Below are 18423 nucleotides of genomic sequence, written 5' to 3' on the forward strand. Positions count from 1 at the left end.
GGTACGACGAAGGGGGCGCCCGGAGTGATCTCCGGGCGCCCCCTTTCTCGTACAGATCCTCGTACGAGGGAGAGTCAGCGGGCCTTCGGCCCGCCCTTCGGCAGCTTCATGCCCTTCGGCATGGGGCCCTTCGGCAACGGCATGTTGCTCATCAGGTCGCCCATCGCCTTGAGCCGGTCGTTGGTGGCGGTCACCTGGGGGCCGGTGAGTACGCGCGGCAGCTTCAGCATGGTGGTCCGCACCTTCTTCAGCTCGACCTGGCCCTCGCCCGTGCCGACCAGGATGTCGTGCACCGGCACGTCCGCGACGATGCGGTTCATCTTCTTCTTCTCGGCGGCCAGCAGGGTCTTCACCCGGTTCGGGTTGCCCTCCGCGACCAGCACGATGCCGGCCTTGCCGACGGCCCGGTGGACCACGTCCTGGCTGCGGTTCATCGCCACCGCGGGGGTCGTCGACCAGCCCCGGCCGATGTTGTCCAGTACGGCCGCCGCCGCGCCCGGCTGGCCCTCCATCTGGCCGAATGCGGCCCGCTCGGCCCGGCGCCCGAACACGATCGCCGACGCGAGGAAGGCGAGCAGCAGGCCCAGGATGCCGAGATAGATGGGGTGACCGATCAAGAAACCGATCGCGAGGAAGACACCGAGGGTGACGATTCCGACTGCCGCGAGTACAAGACCGATCTTCTTGTCGGCCCTGCGGGTCATCTTGTAGGTCAGAGCGATCTGCTTGAGTCGCCCGGGGTTCGCAGCGTCCGCTGCAGGTTCCTTCCTCGCCATGCCACGAAGTCTACGTGGCCGCACAAGCGCCTTCGACGGCAGCGTGCTCAGAGGCGGGGAGAGAGGGTCTGCTCCAGGACGCGCTCCGCCTCCACCCGGTCCTTGGCGCGGCGGCGGTCCTCCAGGACGGAGGTCCAGGCGTTGCGGCGGGCGGTGCGCTGGCCGCCGCTCATGAGGATCGACTCGACGGCACGGAGTGCATCGGTGAAGGACGGGATGGCGGTGGCGCGGACGGGCGCGGCCTGCATGGTGGAGGTCCCCCCTCGGGATGGCGGCTTCGGTGGGTGGTGCACGGGGTGTACAACCAGGGTCACTGATTGGTGTTACCAGGGCGTGACCGACCGGTCAAACACCAATGAAGCCTTGATGCGCCGTCCGAAAAGCTTGACGCGGCCCTGATGAGGCCCCTATCTGCGGGGACGTCCAGGGCCGCGTCAACTGGTCGCTACTGCGGCGTAGTTGCTTGTGCGCAGATTCACACGCTCGCGGTGGCACTCCGTGCCATCAGACGGCCTGCGAGGCGACGTACGAACCGCGCTTCTCCACGGCCATCTGGTACAGCCGGCCGGCGCGGTACGAGGAGCGCACCAGCGGGCCGGACATCACACCGGAGAAGCCGATCTGCTCGGCCTCGTCCTTCAGCTCCACGAACTCCTGCGGCTTGACCCAGCGCTCCACGGGGTGGTGGCGCACGGACGGGCGCAGGTACTGGGTGATGGTGACCAGCTCGCAGCCCGCGTCGTGCAGCTGCCGGAGCGCCTCGCTGATCTCCTCGCGGGTCTCGCCCATGCCGAGGATCAGGTTGGACTTGGTGACCAGGCCGTAGTCGCGGGCCTCGGTGATGACCTTCAGGGAGCGCTCGTAGCGGAAGCCCGGGCGGATGCGCTTGAAGATCCGGGGCACCGTCTCGACGTTGTGCGCGAAGACCTCGGGGCGGGAGGCGAAGACCTCGGCCAGCAGCTCCGGTACGGCGTTGAAGTCCGGGGCGAGCAGCTCGACCTTGGTGCGGCCGGCCTCGCGCTCCGCCGTCTGCTGGTGGATCTGGCGGACCGTCTCGGCGTACAGCCAGGCGCCGCCGTCCTCCAGGTCGTCGCGGGCGACGCCGGTGATGGTGGCGTAGTTCAGGTCCATGGTGACCACGGACTCGCCGACGCGGCGCGGCTCGTCACGGTCGAGCGCCTCGGGCTTGCCGGTGTCGATCTGGCAGAAGTCGCAGCGCCGGGTGCACTGGTCGCCGCCGATGAGGAAGGTCGCCTCGCGGTCCTCCCAGCACTCGTAGATGTTCGGGCAGCCGGCTTCCTGGCAGACGGTGTGCAGGCCCTCGCTCTTCACGAGGTTCTGCATCTTCGTGTACTCGGGGCCCATTTTCGCCCGGGTCTTGATCCACTCGGGCTTGCGCTCGATGGGGGTCTGGGCGTTCCTGACCTCCAGGCGCAGCATCTTGCGTCCGTCGGGTGTGACTGCGGACACGTCGGCTCCCTAGCGATTGATTCTTCGGCGACCTCAAGGGTACGCCCGTGGATTTGAATGCCTACGTGGGTGTCAAGCCCCTCCATGGGGCTGTTTATGCCACCGGTGTCTTCTCGATCGCGCGCGGCTTGAGGTCCGCGTTCTCCAGTACGTCCCGCAGATGCCGCTCGACCACCGGCAGCACCTCCTCGATCGTCACGTCCCTGCCCAGCTCGGCGGCCAGCGAGGCGACCCCCGCGTCCCGGATGCCGCACGGGATGATCCGGTCGAACCACTTGTTGTCCGGGTTCACGTTCAGGGCGAAGCCATGCATGGTCACGCCCTTCGCCACCCGGATCCCGATCGCCGCGATCTTGCGGTCCTCGCGGCGCTGGCCGGCGTTGGAGGGCGCGTACTCGGGGCCGTTGAGGCGCGGGTCGAACTCCTCGTCGGTGAGGCGGGGGTCGAAGTCCAGGGCGAGGCCGCCCAGCACCGGGCGCTGTTCGACCGGGTCGCCGAGTACCCAGACGCCGCTGCGGCCCTCCACGCGCGTGGTCTCCAGGCCGAACTCCGCGCAGGTGCGGATCAGGGCCTCCTCCAGGCGCCGTACATGCGCCACGACGTCCACCGGGCGGGGCAGCTTCTGGATCGGGTAGCCGACCAGCTGGCCCGGGCCGTGCCAGGTGATCTTGCCGCCGCGGTCCACGTCGATGACCGGCGTGCCGTCCAGCGGCCGCTCGTTGTCCGCCGTGCGCCGGCCCGCCGTATAGACCGGGGGGTGTTCGAGCAGCAGGACGGTGTCGGGGATGCCGTCCTCGAAGCGCGCCGTGTGCACCCGGCGCTGCTCGTCCCACGCCTGCTGATACTCGACGGCGTCCGCCCCGAACCCCATGCGCACGAACCGCAACTCACCCACGGCAAGCGCCTCCCTGGAAGCAGCCTTGAAGTCGTAAGGCACAAACCGTGCCTACGCCACTGTACGACCGGGCCGTTCGAGTGCGATCCCGCGGTCCGCGTCAGCCCGGTAGGGCAATCCTCACACGATCGGATGAATGGGCGCCGAAATGTGCGATCGGCTGCTTACTCTCCGCTACATTCGCGCCGTTCGAGAGGCCAAAAGGGCAGCTCACCGGCAATCCGGGCACTTGACGGCCGTAAGGCCTTGCGAGGCCCGAAAGGCAGGAGACCGCACCGCAGATGACGGAACGACCCGCGCAGCGCACTCCCAACCGCCAGCTCGCCGCGCTCATCGCAGAAGCGGGATTCTCCAACGCGGGTCTCGCCCGCCGAGTGGACCAGCTCGGTCTCGAACATGGGCTTGATCTCAGATACGACAAGACCTCCGTGACCCGGTGGCTGCGCGGCCAGCAGCCCCGCGGCACCACCCCGGCGCTCATCGCCGAGGTCTTCACCCGGCGCCTCGGCCGCCGGCTCACCGCCCAGGACCTCGGCCTCGACGCCTGTGCCCCCGTGTACGCGGGGCTGGAGTTCGCCGCCACCCCCGAGGAGGCCGTCGACATCGTCAGCGGCCTGTGGCGCAAGGACTCCGGCAGCCACGCCGAACTGCGCAAGATCGCCTTCACCCCGGCCGGCCTCGTCGTGCCCAGCCGGGACTGGCTCATCGGCCGCGCCGACGAGAAGGTCGCCCGCGGCGAGCCGCTCACCCGCATCCCGGCCCAGAGCCGCCCCGTGGCCGTGCCACGCCAGCGCAACCAGGCCGAACGCGGCCCCGGCCAGAAGGTCACCGGCGGCGACATCGCCGCCCTGCGCTCGGTCGGCGAGCTGTTCCGCTCCCTCGACGACATGTACGGCGGCGGCCACGCCCGGCAGGCCCTGGTGCGCTATCTGGAGCACGAGTGCGAGCCGATGCTGCGCGGCACCTACGGCGAGCAGACCGGCCGCCGCCTGTTCGCCGCCGCCGCCGACCTCACCCGGCTCGCGGGCTGGACGTCGTACGACATCGCGGCGCACGGGCTCGCCCAGCGCTACTTCGTGCAGTCGCTGCGGCTCGCCCAGGCCGCGGGGGACCGGCCCTACGGCTCCTACGTCCTCGTCACCATGAGCCGGCAGGCCGTCTACCTCGGGCACGGCCGTGAGGCCGTCCAGCTGGCGCGGGTGGCCCAGCAGGGGGTGGGCTCCGGCGCGCCGCCGGTGGTGCAGGCGCTGCTGCACGCGTGCGAGGCGCGCGGGCACGGCGTACTGGGCGAGGTGCGCGCCTGTACGGCCTCCCTGGTGCGGGCCGAGCGCTCCCTGGAGGCGGCCCGTCCTGGCGATGATGTGCCGTACTGGGCGCGGTTCTTCGACGAGGCGCAGCTCGCCGACGAGTTCGGGCACTGCCACCGGGATCTGCAGCAGTTCCGGGCGGCGGCGCAGCATGCGGAGCGGTCGCTGCAGTTGCGTGCGCCCGCGTATGCGCGCAGTCGGTTGTTCAGTCGGGTCGTGCTCGCCTCCGCGCGGCTGGGGCTGGGTGAGCTTGATCAGGCCTGTGCGTTGGGGGCGGAGGCGGCGGGGGCGGCTGCGGAGATGCGGTCGGTTCGGGCGGTCGAGTATGTGCGGGACTTTGAGCGGAGGTTGGAGCCGTATCGGGATGCGGCGCCGGTGAGGGGGTATCGGGACAAGGTTGCGGCGTTGCTGTAGGGGCCCCTCGCCGTGACTCCGACTGGTTGAGTGCCAGGTGCGGGTTGCGTTGTGGTTGCTCGCGCAGTTCCCCGCGCCCTTGGGTGGGTGCGGGGAACCTGCGTTTTTATGTCGCCGCTTTTTATGCCGCTGCGCGTAACGGTTCCGACCTGTGCAGCGAACCCGCCGCCCCCAGGTCCGCCAGGATCGCCGCCGCCGCCCTGTGTGCCGAATGCAGCGCGCCCTGGACCGTGCTGGTGTCCCGGTGGTCGCCGCAGACGTACAGGCCCGCCAGGAGGCGTACCGGGCGGCGTAGGTCGTGGGGTGGGCGCATGGCGGGGACGGCCTCGGTGGTGTGGTGGACCGCGAGGGTCTCCCAGCGGGTCGTCGAGGTGCCGTAGAGGCGGGCGAGGTGCATCCGGACGGCCGTGTCGATGTCGGGCGGCGGGGTGCCCAGGACCGTCGAGGAGATGAGGGCCCGGCCCGCCGGTGCGCGGGTCGGGTCGACCTGGCTCATCAGGGTGGTGTGGGCCACCGGGCCGCCGCGGTCGGCGTCTAGGAGGAGGGACGCGCCGGTCGTCGGTGGGTCGTCCGTGGTGTGGTGGACGACCGTCACCGGGTGGAAGTCGGGTACGCGCAGGCCGGGCAGGAGTTCGGCGGCGGTTCCTGCGTCCGTCGCCAGGAGGACCGCCCGGCAGTGGATCTCGCCGTGTTCGGCGGTGGTCACGGAGGTCGTGGCGATCGATGTGACCCGTACGCCCGTGTGCACCGTGCCCGGTGGCAGTGCCTGGGCCAGCAGCTCCGGCAGTGCCTCGGCGCCGCCCTCGGGCACGCACAGCCGGCCACTCGCGAAGGCGCGCAGCGCGAGGTCCGCGCAGCGGCTGGACGTCGTCAGATCGGGGTCGCAGAGCAGGGCGGCGAGCAGAGGGCGCAGGAAGCCGTCGATCGTGCGGGCCGGGATGCCACGCTCCGAGAGGGCCTGCGCGGCCGGCGACTCGGGGCGGGCCAGCAGCCGTTCGACGGGGGAGGAGGCGAGGCGGGCGAGTGCGGCGCCGAGCCGGGCCTGGTCCACGGCGGTACCGAGAGGGGCACGCACCCTGGGCCCGGTCCCTACGGCCGCCGACCTGGGGGCGCTCGCCAGGGCGCGCACCGCGTGCAGTGCGCCCCTCGCGCGCCTCGCACCCATCGCGCCGGGCACCGCGCCCGCGCGCTGCCGTCGTCCGTCGCTGTGCAGCAGCACGCCCGGGGCGAACGGGCGCAGCGCGAGTGCGTCGAGGCCTGGGGTGAGGCGTAGTTCGGGATACGAGGTCGACAGGAGCTGGCCGATCCGGTCGAGCCGGAAGCCGTCGACCTTCTCCGTCGACATGCGGCCGCCCGGACAAGGGGCGGCCTCCAGAACTGCGGTAGTCACTCCTGCGCTGGTCAGCCGATGCGCCGCGGAGAGTCCGGCGACCCCGGCTCCCACGATCACGACGTCCGCCTGGTACGCGGGCTCAAGCACGTGCCCCTCCTCGAGGTTGCGCGGCCGGTGGAGACGTCATGCCCCCAACAGGCTCCGGGGATACCCGAGTTCGGATCGAGGTTAGGGCCGTGATCGGTCAGGAACAGTCGCGCATCGGCAGAGCACGGTCGCACAGTGGTCGCATGCGAAAACTCACAGTGCCGCCCGGATCGCCCCCTCGATCTCCGGGAAGGCGAAGGTGAACCCGGACTCCAACAGCCTTGCGGGCCGCACCCGTTGGCTGCCGAGCACATCTCCGGCCATCTCGCCGAGCACGGTGCGCAGGACCGGCGCGGGCACCGTGAAGAGCGTTGGGCGGTGCAGCACCCGGCCCATCGCCTCGGTGATCTCACGGTTCGGCAGCGGGTGCGGTGCGGTGACGTTGAACGGTCCCGAGAGGTCGTCCCGGTCGATGAGATGCCGGATCGCGGCCACCTCGTCGTGCAGCGAGACGAACGACCAGTACTGCCGCCCGTTCCCCATCCGCCCGCCGAGCCCCGCCTTGAACAGCGGGAACAGCCTTCCCCAGGCCCCGCCCTCGCGGGCCACCACCAGCCCCGTGCGCGGGAACACCGTCCGTACGCCCGCCTCCTGGGCCGGAGCCGCCGCGCCCTCCCAGTCGACGACCAGCGAGGGCAGGAAGCCCTGCCCGGCCGGGGCGCTCTCGTCGACGATGCGCTCGTCGGTCTCGCCGTAGTAGCCGATGGCGCTGCCGTTGACGAAGACCCGCGGCCTCTCGTGCGGCTCCAGCGACGCCATGGCCTTCGCCAGCGCAGTGGTGCCCAGCACCCGGCCGCGCCGGAGCTTCGCCTTGTACGCCTCCGTCCAGCGCCGCGAGCCCACGTTCGCGCCGGCCAGGTTGACCACGGCGTGGCATCCGGCGAGCCCCGCCGCGTCCACGGTTCCGCCCTCCGGGTCCCAGCGCACCTCGTCCTCGGACCTGGGCGCCCGGCGCACCAGCCGCACCACCTGGTGCCCGTCGGCGGCCAGGGACCGCACCAGGGCGCCGCCGATGAGACCGGAGGAGCCCGCCACCGCGATTCTTGAAAGTTCCATGACTTCATCCTGCCTCTGACCACATAAAACCCCGGTCGGGTTCCCGTGCCCGGGTCATAGGGTGGCGCCCATGCCCGACCTCCACCAGTCGCCGTACATACGCACCGCCCTCCCGGACGACGAGGAGGAACTGTCCCTCCTCGACCGCCGCACGTGGTCGCATCTGCACGCCGTCATGCCGAAGCCACAGCCGCCCTACTCCCCGTTCTTCGACGAGCGACACGCTCCCGGCGACCATTTGGTGGCCGAACTCGACCGCCGCATCGTCGGTTACGTCCGTCTGGGCTTTCCCACGCCGCTCGCGGCCAACGCGCATGTGCGGCAGATCCAGGGGCTCGCCGTCGCCGACGAGGCCCGGGGCAGGGGCGTGGGCCGGGCGTTGATCCGGGCGGCCGTCGAGGAGGCCCGCCGCAGGGGCGCGCGCCGCATCACGCTGCGCGTCCTCGGCCACAACACGCCTGCCCGGAAGCTGTACGAGTCCGAGGGGTTCGTGGTCGAGGGGGTGCTGCCCGAGGAGTTCCTCCTGGGCGGGGAGTACGTGGACGACGTGCTCATGGGGCGCGGTCTCTGAGGGGCCCGGCAGAGGGCGATGCTCATGAACTGATGAGTTCCCCCGTGTCCACCGGCGTCGTCGCGTTCGCCGCGCGCCGGGCGTCGGAGGCGACCTCGGCCGCCGTCAGGACGTAGCCGGTCTCGGCGTCGGAGGTGGAGCGGGCGAAGACCACGCCGAACACCTTGCCGTCGGTGGTCAGCAGCGGACCGCCGGAGTTGCCGGGGCGGACGGTGGAGCGGATCGAGTAGATCTCGCGGGTGACGGTGTCGTCGTTGTAGATGTTCTGGCCCGTCGCCCGCACCCGGTTCGCGACCGTGGCCGCCTGGAGGTTCAGGTCGCCGTCCTCCGGGTAGCCCGCCACGACCGCCGAGTCGCCCCGGCCGGCGGCGTCGTCGAACCGCAGCACGGGGGCGCTCAGTTCGGGCACGTACAGCACGGCGACGTCCCGCTCCGGGTCGAAGAGCACCACCCGCGCCTCGTACGACTGCCCGACGCCCCCGATGCGGACGCTCGGGTCGTCGATGCCGGCCACCACATGGGCGTTGGTCATCACATGCCGCGGGGCGTAGACGAAGCCGCTGCCCTCGCGGCCCTGGGTGCCGACGGCGCCCTCGATCTTGACGGTGCTGAGCTTGGCGGCGTTCGTCGCGGCGGCCGTGACGCTGTCGCCGGAGGGCTTGGCGACCTCGGCCGTCGACTCGTTCTCGAACGGGTTGAAGACCTGCGGGAAGCCCGCCTCGGTGAGCGCCGAGGTGGCCCGGGAGAACCAGGCCGGTGTGGTGTCCGGCATGGCGTCCTGCACCGTGCCGAGCAGACGGGAGTCGCGGATCGCCGAGGTGAGCAGCGGGGACGAGGACGCGGCGAGGACGCTGGCCGCCACCCAGGACACGATCAGCACGGCCACCGAGTTCGCCAAGGCCCCGCCGACCCCGTCGGCCACCCTGAGCGGCCCGCGGTCCAGCTCCCGGCGCAGCCGCAGCGCCAGCCTGCCCGCCAGCTCGTGCACCACCACGGCCGGCACAAGGACGGTGAGCACCGCGGTCACCGTCGCCTGGGTCGTACCCGCTGTGACCAGGTCCATCATCCACGGCAGCAGCCAGACGCCGATCACCGCGCCGCCCACGAAACCGGCCAGTGAGACACAGCCGGCGACCAGTCCCCGGCGATAGCCGGACGCCGCGTAGGCCAGGATCACCAGGAACAGCAGGATGTCGAGCAGGTCCACTCCAGCCGCCTTTCTCTAGGACCCCTGAATACGCGCGGGAGGCGCCCGTTGATCAGCACACACGCGGGTGCCGCCCGGAACCGGCCACGCCGTGTGCACCTGGAGAAACGCCCCGGACCGGGACGATGGTTCCACCGCGTGTCACACCACACATCGCGGGCGGACCGGATCCGTCGGACAGTAGGACCATGCGTGTCTTCCGACGGGCAACCCGAAGGGTCTTCCGGCGAACGCGGGGGAGACGAAGACCTCGTGCCGTACGAATACCGTGGGCTGCGCACATACGGCAGGAGCCGCCTGCCGTGCCGGCGCAGCCACTCGCGCAGGCCGCGCGGCGGATCCCGGCCGTCCTGCTCGTGCTGCTCGCCTGTGTCCCCGGGCTCGCCGCCGCCCTCGCGCTGCTGCTGTGCGCCAACGGCGTCGAGAACACCGTCGCGGCGGGGCGACGGCCGGCCGCCGCCAAGCCCGTCGCCGCGTACCACGCGCCGCGTCCGCACATCGTGCCGAGAACGGCCTGGCTGGACGCCGCCGCCCGGCACGACCAGCCGCCGCCGCGCTACGACGACCGCGTCGTCGCCGTGTTCGTCCACCACACCGACTCGCCCAACGGGTACGACTGCGCCGATGTGCCCCGCATCATCCGGTACCTGTACGCGGGACAGACCGGCTCCCGGGACTGGGACGACATCGGGTACAACTTCCTCGTCGACCGGTGCGGGACGATCTACGAGGGGCGCGCGGGCGGCACCGACCGGCCCGTCACCGGCGCCCACACCCAGGGCTTCAACCACCGCACCACCGGCATCGCGGCCCTCGGCACCTTCACCGCCGGAGTGCCCGTGCCCAAGGCGATGACCGACGCGATCGCCGCGCTCGCCGCATGGAAACTGGGCCTCGCCGACACCGACCCGCGCGCCGCCGTCCGGCTGACCTCCAGCAACAGCTACAGCCGCTACGCCGCCGGCCACACCGCCACCCTCCCGGCCATCGCCGGCCACAACGAGGGCTACATGACCAGCTGCCCAGGCGCGGCCCTCACCGCCCGCCTCCCGGAGATCAGGGAAACCGCGGCCCGCTTGCAGGGCAGGCCCTGACGGGCGCGGGCCTCATCTGCGGCGAGGCTCGCCTCTACCGCCCCCCTCACCGGCGGCCGAGATACACCCCCACCGCCCGCTGCAGCGCCTTCCCCTGGCTGCCCACCGGGCGCTCCCACTCGCCGAGGTACTCCACGGCCCGGCCGCCCGCCCCGGTCTTGAACAGCAGTCGGCCCAGCAGTCGGTCGGCCTCGGTGAGGCCCGGGGTGATGGAGCGGAGGTCATACGTCCGCGCTCCCGTCTGCCGGGCGTCGCCCAGCATGCGCCACAGCAGGGCGCTGCTGGGCCGCAGCTCCCGGCCCCGTCGGCCGGACGCGGCGTACGAGTGCCAGACCCGGGAGCCGACGTTGATCATCAGTGCGGCGGAGAGCACCTCGCCGTCGTACTCGGCGAGATAGACGCGGACCCGGTCGCCGTCCACGGCGTTCAGGGCCGCCCACAGCCGCTGGAAGTAGACCAGGGGCCGGGCGCGGAAGCCGTCGCGGTCGGCGGTCGCGGTGTACAGGCGATGGAACTCGGGCAGATCGGCGGCCGTGCCCCAGGAGACGATGACACCGGACCGCTCCGCCGTGCGCAGGGACTGCTCCCAGTGCGGCGCGAGGGCGTCGCGCAGCTCGTCCATCGAGCGCCCCGCCAGCGGCACCTCGCAGCCGTACCGCGGCTGACCGAGGCCGAAGCCGTTGCCGCTGCCCTCCGCGCACCGCCGCCACCCGAGCCGCCCCAGCCGCTCGGCCACGTCGAGGGCGGGCCCGTCGATGCCGTCGGCGGGGAGATCGTGCAGATCCCGTACGTCGGGGTGGGCGGCGCCAGCCGCCACGGTGTCCGCCTCCCAGTGCCGTACCACCAGGGGCGGCCCGATCCGGACCGAGAAGGCCCCGCGCCGCTCGACATGGGCGACCAGGGCGTCCAGCCAGCGGTCCACCCGGGGCGCCCGCCAGTCGATGCCCGGACCGTCGGGGAGGTAGGCGAGACAGCGCCGGGTGCCGGGCAGCGGGCGGTACAGGACCAGCGCGGAGGCGACCATGACCTCCCCGGCAGGGCCGTCCTCGAACCAGCCGACGCTCTCCGCACGCCAGTCGGGCTTCACATCGCCCCACTCGGGAATCTGGAGATGGCTCGCGTCGGGATACAGCCGCAGATGGGCCTGATGGTCCTCGCGCGTGATCTCCCGTACGTACGGGCTGGTCATGGGCTGGGCACTCCTGTTCGGGGCGGCCACCGTAAGCCGGAGATCACAGGGCGGGTCAAGGGACGGGGAGTGAACCTTCCCGGAAGGACCCGCGTTCACAGGATTCTCGTAGGCGGCTCAAGGATCACCCCGAGACAGCCTCCCTATCGTCATGGACACGCACTGACCGGAGGTGGGGATCATGAGCAGCAGCAACAACAGCGGCAAGCGGGTGTGGACCGTGGTCTGCGCGGTCGCGGCCGTCGTCCTCGGGCCGGCCGCCGTCACGGCGTCCGCGCTGGACCAGGCCAACAAGGCGCCCATGCACCACGCGGCGCGGGCCGAGCAGACCCAGGCGTACATCCCGGCGGACCCGGGCAGCCGCAGGCGGGCCGTGGCCTGACCGGTACCTCGGGGCTCAGTCCTTGAACCGCTCCCACAGCCTGGGGAACCGCTCCGCCAGCGCCCGTTCGTTCTCCAGGTCGACCGGGGTGCCCGCCGGTTCCGGGGGCGCGGGCGGGATGCCGAGGTCGGGGGCGACCGTGCCGGTGAGCTGCTCGTACGCCTCGTCCGCGGCGTAGCCGAGCTCCTCGCCGTCGCCGTCGAACTCCTCGTCGAAGTCGTCCAGCAGATCGGCCAGCGAGTCGGGGTCGTGCACCCCGCCCTCGTACACCTCGCGGCCCTGGCCGATCAGCCAGCACCGGAAGAAGTCGAACGCGTCGTCGCTGGCCCCGTCCAGCAGGACCCATGCGGCGCCCCACAGATCCCAGGTGTACGCGCGGTTGTAGCGGGCCTCGAAATGACGGGCGAAGTCGAGCACCCCGTCGGGGTCCAGTTGGACAAGCCGGTCCACGAGCAGGTCGGCCTGCTCCTCGGGGTCACCATCGGCGCCCTCACGCGCGCCGTCCACCAGCTCCCAGAACTCCGTCTCGTCCATCACGGGACAAGCATCGGCCCTGGGCGGGTGGGGCGCACGTGGAGTGTGGCGGATTGTTATGCGCCTACGGCTCGACGCGGTACAGCGCGGCCAGCCGTATCGCGTCCCCCGCGAAGCGCTCCCGCAGCGAGGGCGGCTCCAGCACCTCGATCTCCGGCCCGAGCGACGCGAGCTGGCTGTGGGCGACCTCCTCGGACTCCACCGGCAGCGTCAGCGTCACCCAGCCGTCCCCGTCCGGGGAGCCCGCCGTCTCCAGCGCCTCCCGCGCGGCCTGCGGATCGACGGTGTACGGCAGCCTGCGCGCCCCGCCCGGGGACACCCGCACCACGACCTCGGCCCGCAGGATGGACCGCGCGAACTGCTCGGCCCGCTCCTCCCAGAAGGCGGGCAGATCGAACTCCTCGTCCCGCTCGAACCGGCCGTCGGCGGCGTCCACGGCCGTGAACCGGTCGATCCGGTACACCCGGTACGACCCGTGCCCCGCGACCCGGGCGCACAGATACCAGACCCCCGCCTTCAGCACGAGCCCGTACGGCTCCAGCTCGCGCCGCACCTCGCCCTCCCCGCGCCGGTACCGCGCCACGACGCGCCGGTCGTCCCACACCGCGTCCGCGACGGCGGGCAGCAGCTCGGGGGGCTTCGGTTCCGTGAACCAGTTCGGGGCGTCGAGATGGAAGCGCTGGGCGGCGGAGCGGGAAGCGTCGCGCAGGGACGGCATGAGGGCCGCCGACACCTTCAGACGGGCGGCGGAGGCTGCGTCCTCCAGCCCCATCTCGCGCAGCGCGCCCGGGACACCGCTGAGGAACAACGCCGCCGCCTCGTCGCGCGCGAGCCCCGTCAGCCGCGTCCGGTACCCGCCGATGAGCCGATACCCACCGGCCCGCCCACGGTCCGCGTACACCGGAACCCCGGCCTCCGACAGCGCCTGCGCATCCCGTGTGACGGTCCGCTCGGACACCTCCAGCTCGCTCGCCAACTCGGCGGCGGTCATGGAGGGCCGGGACTGGAGCAGCAGGACCATCTTGATGAGCCGGGCAGCGCGCATGCGGCCATCATGCCGGGGCCCACCGACAACGAAGGGGTACGGCGGTCGCCGTACCCCTTCAGTGCACGTCAGCCCTTACAGCCCGTACTTCTCCCGGGCTTCCTTCACCGCCGTCGCCTTGACCTCGCCGCGCCTCGCGAGCTGGGCCAGGGCCGCCACGACGATCGACTCGGCGTCGACGCCGAAGTGGCGGCGGGCCGCCTCACGGGTGTCGGAGAGGCCGAAGCCGTCGGCGCCGAGGGAGGAGTAGTCCTGCTCGACCCACTGCGCGATCTGGTCCGGGACCTGACGCATGTAGTCGGAGACCGCCAGCACCGGGCCCTCGGCGCCGTGCAGCGCCTGACGGACGTACGGGACCCGCTCCTCGCCGCGCAGCAGTGCGGCGTCCGCGTCCAGGGCGTCGCGGCGCAGCTCCGTCCAGGACGTCGCCGACCAGACGTCGGCCGCCACGCCCCACTCCTCGGCGAGCAGCTTCTGCGCCTGGAGGGTCCAGTGGATCGCCGTGCCGGAGCCGAGCAGCTGGATGCGCGGGGCGTTCGCGACCGGGGACAGGCCCGCCGACTCCGCCGTGTTGAAGCGGTACAGGCCCTTGACGATGCCCTCGTCGACGCCGTCAGCGGCCGGCTTCGCGGGCTGCGGGATCGGCTCGTTGTATACGGTCAGGTAGTAGAAGACGTTCGGGTCCTCGCCCGGCGCGGCCTCGCCGTACATCCGGCGCAGACCGTCCTTGACGATCGCCGCGACCTCGTAGGCGAAGGCCGGGTCGTACGTCAGCGCGGCCGGGTTGGTCGCCGCGATCACCGGCGAGTGGCCGTCGGCGTGCTGGAGGCCCTCGCCGGTCAGCGTCGTCCGGCCCGCCGTCGCGCCGACGAGGAAGCCGCGGCCGAGCTGGTCGCCGAGCTGCCACATCTGGTCGGCGGTGCGCTGCCAGCCGAACATCGAGTAGAAGATGTAGAACGGGATCATCGTCTCGCCGTGCGTGGAGTACGCGGTGGACGCGGCGATGAAGTCGGCCATCGAACCGGCCTCGGTGATCCCCTCGTTGAGGATCTGGCCGTTCTTGGCCTCCTTGTAGTACATCAGCTGGTCACGGTCGACCGGCTCGTACGTCTGGCCCTTGGGGGAGTAGATGCCCAGGGACGGGAAGAGGCTCTCCATGCCGAAGGTGCGCGCCTCGTCGGGGACGATCGGCACCCAGCGCTTGCCCGACTCCTTGTCGCGGACCAGGTCCTTGACCAGGCGGACGAAGGCCATGGTGGTGGCCACGTTCTGGGAGCCGGAGCCCTTGTCGAAGGAGGCGAAGGCCTTCTCGGCGGGGGCGGGGAGCGGGGCCACCGGGTGGACACGGCGGGCCGGGGCCGGGCCGCCGAGGGCCGCGCGGCGCTCCTGGAGGTAGCGGACCTCGGCGGAGTCGGCGCCGGGGTGGCCGTAGGGCACGACCCCGTCGACGAAGTCGCTGTCCTTGATCGGCAGCTCCAGCAGGTCACGCATCGCCTTGAACTCGTCCACCGTCAGCTTCTTCATCTGGTGGTTGGCGTTCTTCGACGCGAAGCCCTCGCCGAGGGTGAAGCCCTTGACCGTCTGGGCCAGGATCACGGTCGGCGCGCCCTTGAACTCGACGGCGGCCTTGTAGGCGGCGTACACCTTGCGGGCCTCATGGCCACCGCGGGAGAGGTGGAAGCACTCGAGGATCTTGTCGTCGCTGAGCAGCTTCGCCATCTCGGCCAGCGCGGGGTCGGCCCCGAAGAAGTCCTGGCGGATGTAGGCGGCGTCGCGCGTCTGGTACGTCTGCACCTGCGCGTCGGGTACCTCGCGCAGCCGGCGTACCAGCGCGCCCGTGGTGTCGAGCTGGAACAGCTCGTCCCAGGCCGAGCCCCACAGCGACTTGACGACATTCCAGCCGGCGCCGCGGAACTGCGCCTCCAGCTCCTGCACGATCTTGAAGTTCGCGCGGACCGGGCCGTCGAGGCGCTGGAGGTTGCAGTTGATGACGAAGGTCAGATTGTCCAGACCCTCGCGGGAGGCCAGGGCGAGTGCCGCCGTGGACTCCGGCTCGTCCATCTCGCCGTCGCCGAGGAACGCCCAGACGTGGGAGTTGGAGACGTCCTTGATGCCGCGCGCGGTCAGATAGCGGTTGAAGCGCGCCTGGTAGATCGCGGAGAGCGGGCCGAGGCCCATGCTCACCGTCGGGAACTCCCACAGCCAGGGCAGCCGGCGCGGATGCGGGTACGACGGCAGGCCGTTGCCGCCCGCCTCCTGGCGGAAGTTGTCGAGGTGCGCCTCGGTGAGACGGCCGTCGAGGAAGGCGCGGGCGTAGATGCCGGGGGAGGCGTGGCCCTGGATGTAGAGCTGGTCGCCGGACCCGTCGGCCTCCTTGCCCTTGAAGAAGTGGTTGAAGCCCGTCTCGTAGAGCCAGGCCGCGGAGGCGAAGGTGGCGATATGGCCGCCGACGCCGTGTTTCGAGCCGCGGGTCACCATCGCGGCCGCGTTCCAGCGGTTCCACGCGGTGATACGGCGCTCCATCGCCTCGTCACCGGGCACGGACGGCTCGGCGGCGGTCGGGATGGTGTTGACGTAGTCGGTCTCGAGGAGCTTCGGCAGCGCGATGCCGCCCGCCTCGGCCCGCTCCAGCGTGCGGCGCATCAGATATGCGGCGCGGTGCGGACCTGCCGCCTTGGCGACCGCGTCCAGCGAGGCCTGCCACTCGGCGGTCTCCTCCGGGTCACGGTCGGGGAGCTGGTCGAGCGCGCTCGGCTGGATGGCGTTGGGGTCGGTCATGTCGCCGCCTTCCTCAGTCGAAGGGGGTTCCCTCATCGGTAAGGGTTCGGGGGTGCCCTTTGTCTTTGGCAGGACAGGGCGGGGACCTCGGTGGAGGTCCGTCGGCGACAATAACTCGCTGATCGATGATCGATCAAAGGGTTGAGGGTCAAAACCTCTTGATCACGAGAAAGTCGGCACGCGGTGCCTTTCGGACAGGCACCGGGTGCCGCGTTTTCCCGGGGTTTTCGCAGGTGAGGCTACGTATGAGCGGGGTCGCGCTCAGGCCTCGTGCCGCGGGGCGCAGCCGAGCACATGCGCCTTCACGATCTCGGCGATCCGGGGGTCCCGGCGCCGGAAGGCCGCCACCAGCTCCTCGTGCTCCTCCGCGTACGACTGCTGCACCGTCCCCAGCCAGCGGATGGACAGCGCCGTGAAGACCTCGATGCCGAGGCCCTCCCAGGTGTGCAGCAGCACGGAGTTGCCCGCGGCGCGGACCATCTCGCGGTGGAAGGCGACGGTGTGCCGCACCTGGGCCGTGCCGTCGGAGTTGCGGTCGGCGTCGTACAGCGCGCTGACATGCGGGTCCAGGGCGGAGCAGTCCTCGGCGAGATGGTCGGCGGCGAGCTCGGCGGCGATGGCCTCCAGACCGGCCCGGACCGGGTAGCTCTCCTCCAGGTCGGCGGCGGTGAGGTTCCGTACACGGACGCCCTTGTTCGGTGCGGACTCGATCAGGCGCAGGGACTCCAGCTCGCGCAGAGCTTCCCGTACGGGGGTCTGGCTGACCTCCAGCTCGGTGGCGATACGTCGCTCGACGATCCGCTCTCCCGGCTGCCAGCGACCGCTGATGATCCCCTCCAGGATGTGCTCGCGGATCTGTTCGCGCAGCGAGTGGATGACGGGGGCGGTCATGAGGGCTCCTTAGGGCGCGTTGACGTTTAGACAATACGGCGGGTGCGCTCCGCTGGGAGGGCCGACAAGGGTGCTTTGGTGCAGGTGAGACGAGACTTACACGGGGTTGCGGGTGAGGGGGCGCCTGAGAGCTCGGTTCGGACTGTCGTCTGGCGGGTGGGGGTGAGTTGTGGCTGGTCGCGCAGTTCCCGGCGCCCCTGAGGGGTTGCAATGCCGTTCGCCGCACAGAAAGCGGCGCCCCGCCTGGAGAAGTTCCAAGCGGGGCGCCGTACTGACCGATCAGGCGGATCAGAGGCCGAGCTCGACCTCGAACTCGCCCGCCTCCAGGATCGCCTTGACCGCCGTCAGGTAACGGGCCGCGTCGGCGCCGTCGACCAGGCGGTGGTCGTAGGAGAGGGTCAGGTAGGTCATGTCGCGGACGCCGATGACCGTGCCCTCCTCCGTCTCGATCACGGCGGGGCGCTTGACCGTCGCGCCGATGCCGAGGATCGCGACCTGGCCCGGCGGCACGATGATCGTGTCGAAGAGCGCGCCGCGCGAACCGGTGTTGGAGATGGTGAAGGTCGCGCCGGACAGCTCGTCGGGCGTGATCTTGTTGGCGCGGACCTTGCCCGCCAGGTCGGCCGTGGCCTTGGCGATACCGGCGATGTTGAGGTCACCGGCGTGCTTGATGACCGGGGTCATCAGGCCCTTCTCGGAGTCCACCGCGATACCGATGTTCTCGGTGTCGAAGTAGGTGATCGTGCCTTCGCCCTCGTTGATCTTGGCGTTGATCGGCGCGTGAGCCTTCAGCGCCTGCGCCGCCGCCTTCACGAAGAACGGCATCGGGGAGAGCTTGACGCCCTCACGGGCCGCGAACGCGTCCTTGGCACGGGCGCGCAGCTTCATCAGACGCGTGACGTCGACCTCGACGACCGAGGACAGCTGCGCCTGCTCGTGCAGCGCCTTGACCATGTTGTCGCCGATGACCTTGCGGATGCGCGGCATCTTGACGGTCTGGCCGCGGAGGGGGGAGACCTCCAGGGCGGGCGCCTTCTTGGCAGCGGCGGCGGCCGGAGCTGCGGCAGCGGCCGGGGCCGGAGCAGCGGCGGCGGCCTTCGCGGCCTCGGCGGCGGCGATGACGTCCTGCTTGCGGATACGGCCACCGACGCCGGTGCCCTTGACGGCGGCCAGGTCGACACCGTGCTCGGCGGCGAGCTTGCGCACCAGCGGGGTGACGTAGGCACCCTCGTCGGTCGCCTGGGCGGCGGCCGGAGCGGCCGGAGCCGGGGTGACCGGGGCCGGAGCGACCGGCGCGGGGGCCGGAGCCGGAGCGGCGGGCGCCACCGGAGCCG

17 protein-coding genes are annotated in these 18423 nt (G+C 71.4%); 4 read left to right on the plus strand and 13 right to left on the minus strand.

Features of this window, described 5'->3' with window-relative positions; all coding sequences use genetic code 11:
• Positions 1 to 74: 74 nt before the first annotated feature.
• The 4 genes from IE325_RS44945 to lipB form a co-directional block, all read right to left on the minus strand.
• Positions 75 to 776 carry a DUF4191 domain-containing protein gene (locus tag IE325_RS44945; protein ID WP_190076011.1) on the minus strand — a complete coding sequence of 234 codons (702 nt, stop codon included), beginning with the start codon at positions 774 to 776 and terminating at the stop codon, positions 75 to 77.
• A 47-nt stretch (positions 777 to 823) separates the two neighbouring features.
• A complete protein-coding gene (locus tag IE325_RS44950) occupies positions 824 to 1024 on the minus strand; it encodes an SCO2195 family GlnR-regulated protein (protein ID WP_190076012.1) in 201 nt (66 codons plus the stop codon).
• Positions 1025 to 1280: 256 nt separating this feature from the next.
• The gene (gene lipA, locus IE325_RS44955; RefSeq protein WP_190076013.1) at positions 1281 to 2246 is read right to left on the minus strand and encodes a lipoyl synthase; all 966 of its coding nucleotides are present in this window, start codon (positions 2244 to 2246) and stop codon (positions 1281 to 1283) included.
• Between the two features lie 94 nt (positions 2247 to 2340).
• Positions 2341 to 3141: a lipoyl(octanoyl) transferase LipB gene (gene lipB, locus IE325_RS44960; RefSeq protein ID WP_190076014.1), complete on the minus strand. Its 801-nt coding sequence runs from the start codon at positions 3139 to 3141 to the stop codon at positions 2341 to 2343.
• A gap of 281 nt (positions 3142 to 3422) precedes the next feature.
• On the opposite strand from lipB, the gene IE325_RS44965 reads away from it, so the two are divergent.
• Positions 3423 to 4862 (plus strand): NsdA family TPR-like regulatory protein, encoded by a 1440-nt coding sequence (locus tag IE325_RS44965; RefSeq protein ID WP_190076015.1) that lies wholly within the window; start codon positions 3423 to 3425, stop codon positions 4860 to 4862.
• A gap of 121 nt (positions 4863 to 4983) precedes the next feature.
• On the opposite strand, the gene IE325_RS44970 is transcribed toward IE325_RS44965, so the two are convergent.
• Positions 4984 to 6342 carry an NAD(P)/FAD-dependent oxidoreductase gene (locus IE325_RS44970; RefSeq protein WP_190076016.1) on the minus strand — a complete coding sequence of 453 codons (1359 nt, stop codon included), beginning with the start codon at positions 6340 to 6342 and terminating at the stop codon, positions 4984 to 4986.
• 153 nt (positions 6343 to 6495) lie between these two features.
• Positions 6496 to 7398 (minus strand): TIGR01777 family oxidoreductase, encoded by a 903-nt coding sequence (locus IE325_RS44975; RefSeq protein ID WP_190076017.1) that lies wholly within the window; start codon positions 7396 to 7398, stop codon positions 6496 to 6498.
• Between the two features lie 70 nt (positions 7399 to 7468).
• Between IE325_RS44975 and IE325_RS44980 the strand changes: the two genes are divergently transcribed.
• Complete coding sequence (locus IE325_RS44980) at positions 7469 to 7969, plus strand: GNAT family N-acetyltransferase (RefSeq protein WP_190076018.1); 501 nt, start codon at positions 7469 to 7471, stop codon at positions 7967 to 7969.
• Between the two features lie 22 nt (positions 7970 to 7991).
• Here the strand turns inward: IE325_RS44980 and IE325_RS44985 are convergent, their stop codons facing one another.
• Positions 7992 to 9176 carry a MarP family serine protease gene (locus IE325_RS44985; protein WP_190076019.1) on the minus strand — a complete coding sequence of 395 codons (1185 nt, stop codon included), beginning with the start codon at positions 9174 to 9176 and terminating at the stop codon, positions 7992 to 7994.
• 356 nt (positions 9177 to 9532) lie between these two features.
• Between IE325_RS44985 and IE325_RS44990 the strand changes: the two genes are divergently transcribed.
• Entirely contained in the window at positions 9533 to 10270 is a 738-nt protein-coding gene (locus IE325_RS44990; protein ID WP_308437724.1) for a peptidoglycan recognition protein family protein, read from the plus strand.
• A 46-nt stretch (positions 10271 to 10316) separates the two neighbouring features.
• On the opposite strand, the gene IE325_RS44995 is transcribed toward IE325_RS44990, so the two are convergent.
• Positions 10317 to 11459: a lipid II:glycine glycyltransferase FemX gene (locus tag IE325_RS44995; protein WP_190076021.1), complete on the minus strand. Its 1143-nt coding sequence runs from the start codon at positions 11457 to 11459 to the stop codon at positions 10317 to 10319.
• Positions 11460 to 11640: 181 nt separating this feature from the next.
• Between IE325_RS44995 and IE325_RS45000 the strand changes: the two genes are divergently transcribed.
• Entirely contained in the window at positions 11641 to 11841 is a 201-nt protein-coding gene (locus IE325_RS45000; protein WP_190076022.1) for a hypothetical protein, read from the plus strand.
• Between the two features lie 15 nt (positions 11842 to 11856).
• Here IE325_RS45000 and IE325_RS45005 read toward each other — a convergent pair whose 3' ends face one another.
• The 5 genes from IE325_RS45005 to sucB all read right to left on the minus strand — a co-directional run.
• Positions 11857 to 12375 (minus strand): DUF4240 domain-containing protein, encoded by a 519-nt coding sequence (locus IE325_RS45005; RefSeq protein WP_190076030.1) that lies wholly within the window; start codon positions 12373 to 12375, stop codon positions 11857 to 11859.
• Between the two features lie 64 nt (positions 12376 to 12439).
• On the minus strand, positions 12440 to 13420 hold the full coding sequence (locus IE325_RS45010; RefSeq protein ID WP_190076023.1) for a helix-turn-helix transcriptional regulator: 981 nt from the start codon (positions 13418 to 13420) through the stop codon (positions 12440 to 12442).
• Between the two features lie 75 nt (positions 13421 to 13495).
• Complete coding sequence (gene aceE / locus IE325_RS45015; protein ID WP_190076024.1) at positions 13496 to 16198, minus strand: pyruvate dehydrogenase (acetyl-transferring), homodimeric type; 2703 nt, start codon at positions 16196 to 16198, stop codon at positions 13496 to 13498.
• 261 nt (positions 16199 to 16459) lie between these two features.
• The gene (locus tag IE325_RS45020; RefSeq protein WP_190076025.1) at positions 16460 to 17089 is read right to left on the minus strand and encodes a GntR family transcriptional regulator; all 630 of its coding nucleotides are present in this window, start codon (positions 17087 to 17089) and stop codon (positions 16460 to 16462) included.
• Between the two features lie 288 nt (positions 17090 to 17377).
• On the minus strand, positions 17378 to 18423 hold a 1046-nt coding region (sucB, locus tag IE325_RS45025; protein WP_190076026.1), incomplete at its 5' end, for a 2-oxoglutarate dehydrogenase, E2 component, dihydrolipoamide succinyltransferase.

The organism is Streptomyces lanatus (genome assembly GCF_014655715.1).
Taxonomy (GTDB): Bacteria; Actinomycetota; Actinomycetes; order Streptomycetales; family Streptomycetaceae; genus Streptomyces; species Streptomyces lanatus.

Bases quoted from the DNA above. Each gene is read 5' to 3' on its own strand.
- IE325_RS44945 (WP_190076011.1), bottom strand. From the start codon at position 776: ATGGCGAGGAAGGAACCTGCAGCGGACGCTGCGAACCCCGGGCGACTC.
- IE325_RS44950 (WP_190076012.1), bottom strand. From the start codon at position 1,024: ATGCAGGCCGCGCCCGTCCGCGCCACCGCCATCCCGTCCTTCACCGAT.
- IE325_RS44965 (WP_190076015.1), top strand. From the start codon at position 3,423: ATGACGGAACGACCCGCGCAGCGCACTCCCAACCGCCAGCTCGCCGCG.
- IE325_RS44975 (WP_190076017.1), bottom strand. From the start codon at position 7,398: ATGGAACTTTCAAGAATCGCGGTGGCGGGCTCCTCCGGTCTCATCGGC.
- IE325_RS44980 (WP_190076018.1), top strand. From the start codon at position 7,469: ATGCCCGACCTCCACCAGTCGCCGTACATACGCACCGCCCTCCCGGAC.
- IE325_RS44995 (WP_190076021.1), bottom strand. From the start codon at position 11,459: ATGACCAGCCCGTACGTACGGGAGATCACGCGCGAGGACCATCAGGCC.
- IE325_RS45000 (WP_190076022.1), top strand. From the start codon at position 11,641: ATGAGCAGCAGCAACAACAGCGGCAAGCGGGTGTGGACCGTGGTCTGC.
- IE325_RS45005 (WP_190076030.1), bottom strand. From the start codon at position 12,375: ATGGACGAGACGGAGTTCTGGGAGCTGGTGGACGGCGCGCGTGAGGGC.
- IE325_RS45010 (WP_190076023.1), bottom strand. From the start codon at position 13,420: ATGCGCGCTGCCCGGCTCATCAAGATGGTCCTGCTGCTCCAGTCCCGG.
- aceE (WP_190076024.1), bottom strand. From the start codon at position 16,198: ATGACCGACCCCAACGCCATCCAGCCGAGCGCGCTCGACCAGCTCCCC.
- IE325_RS45020 (WP_190076025.1), bottom strand. From the start codon at position 17,089: ATGACCGCCCCCGTCATCCACTCGCTGCGCGAACAGATCCGCGAGCAC.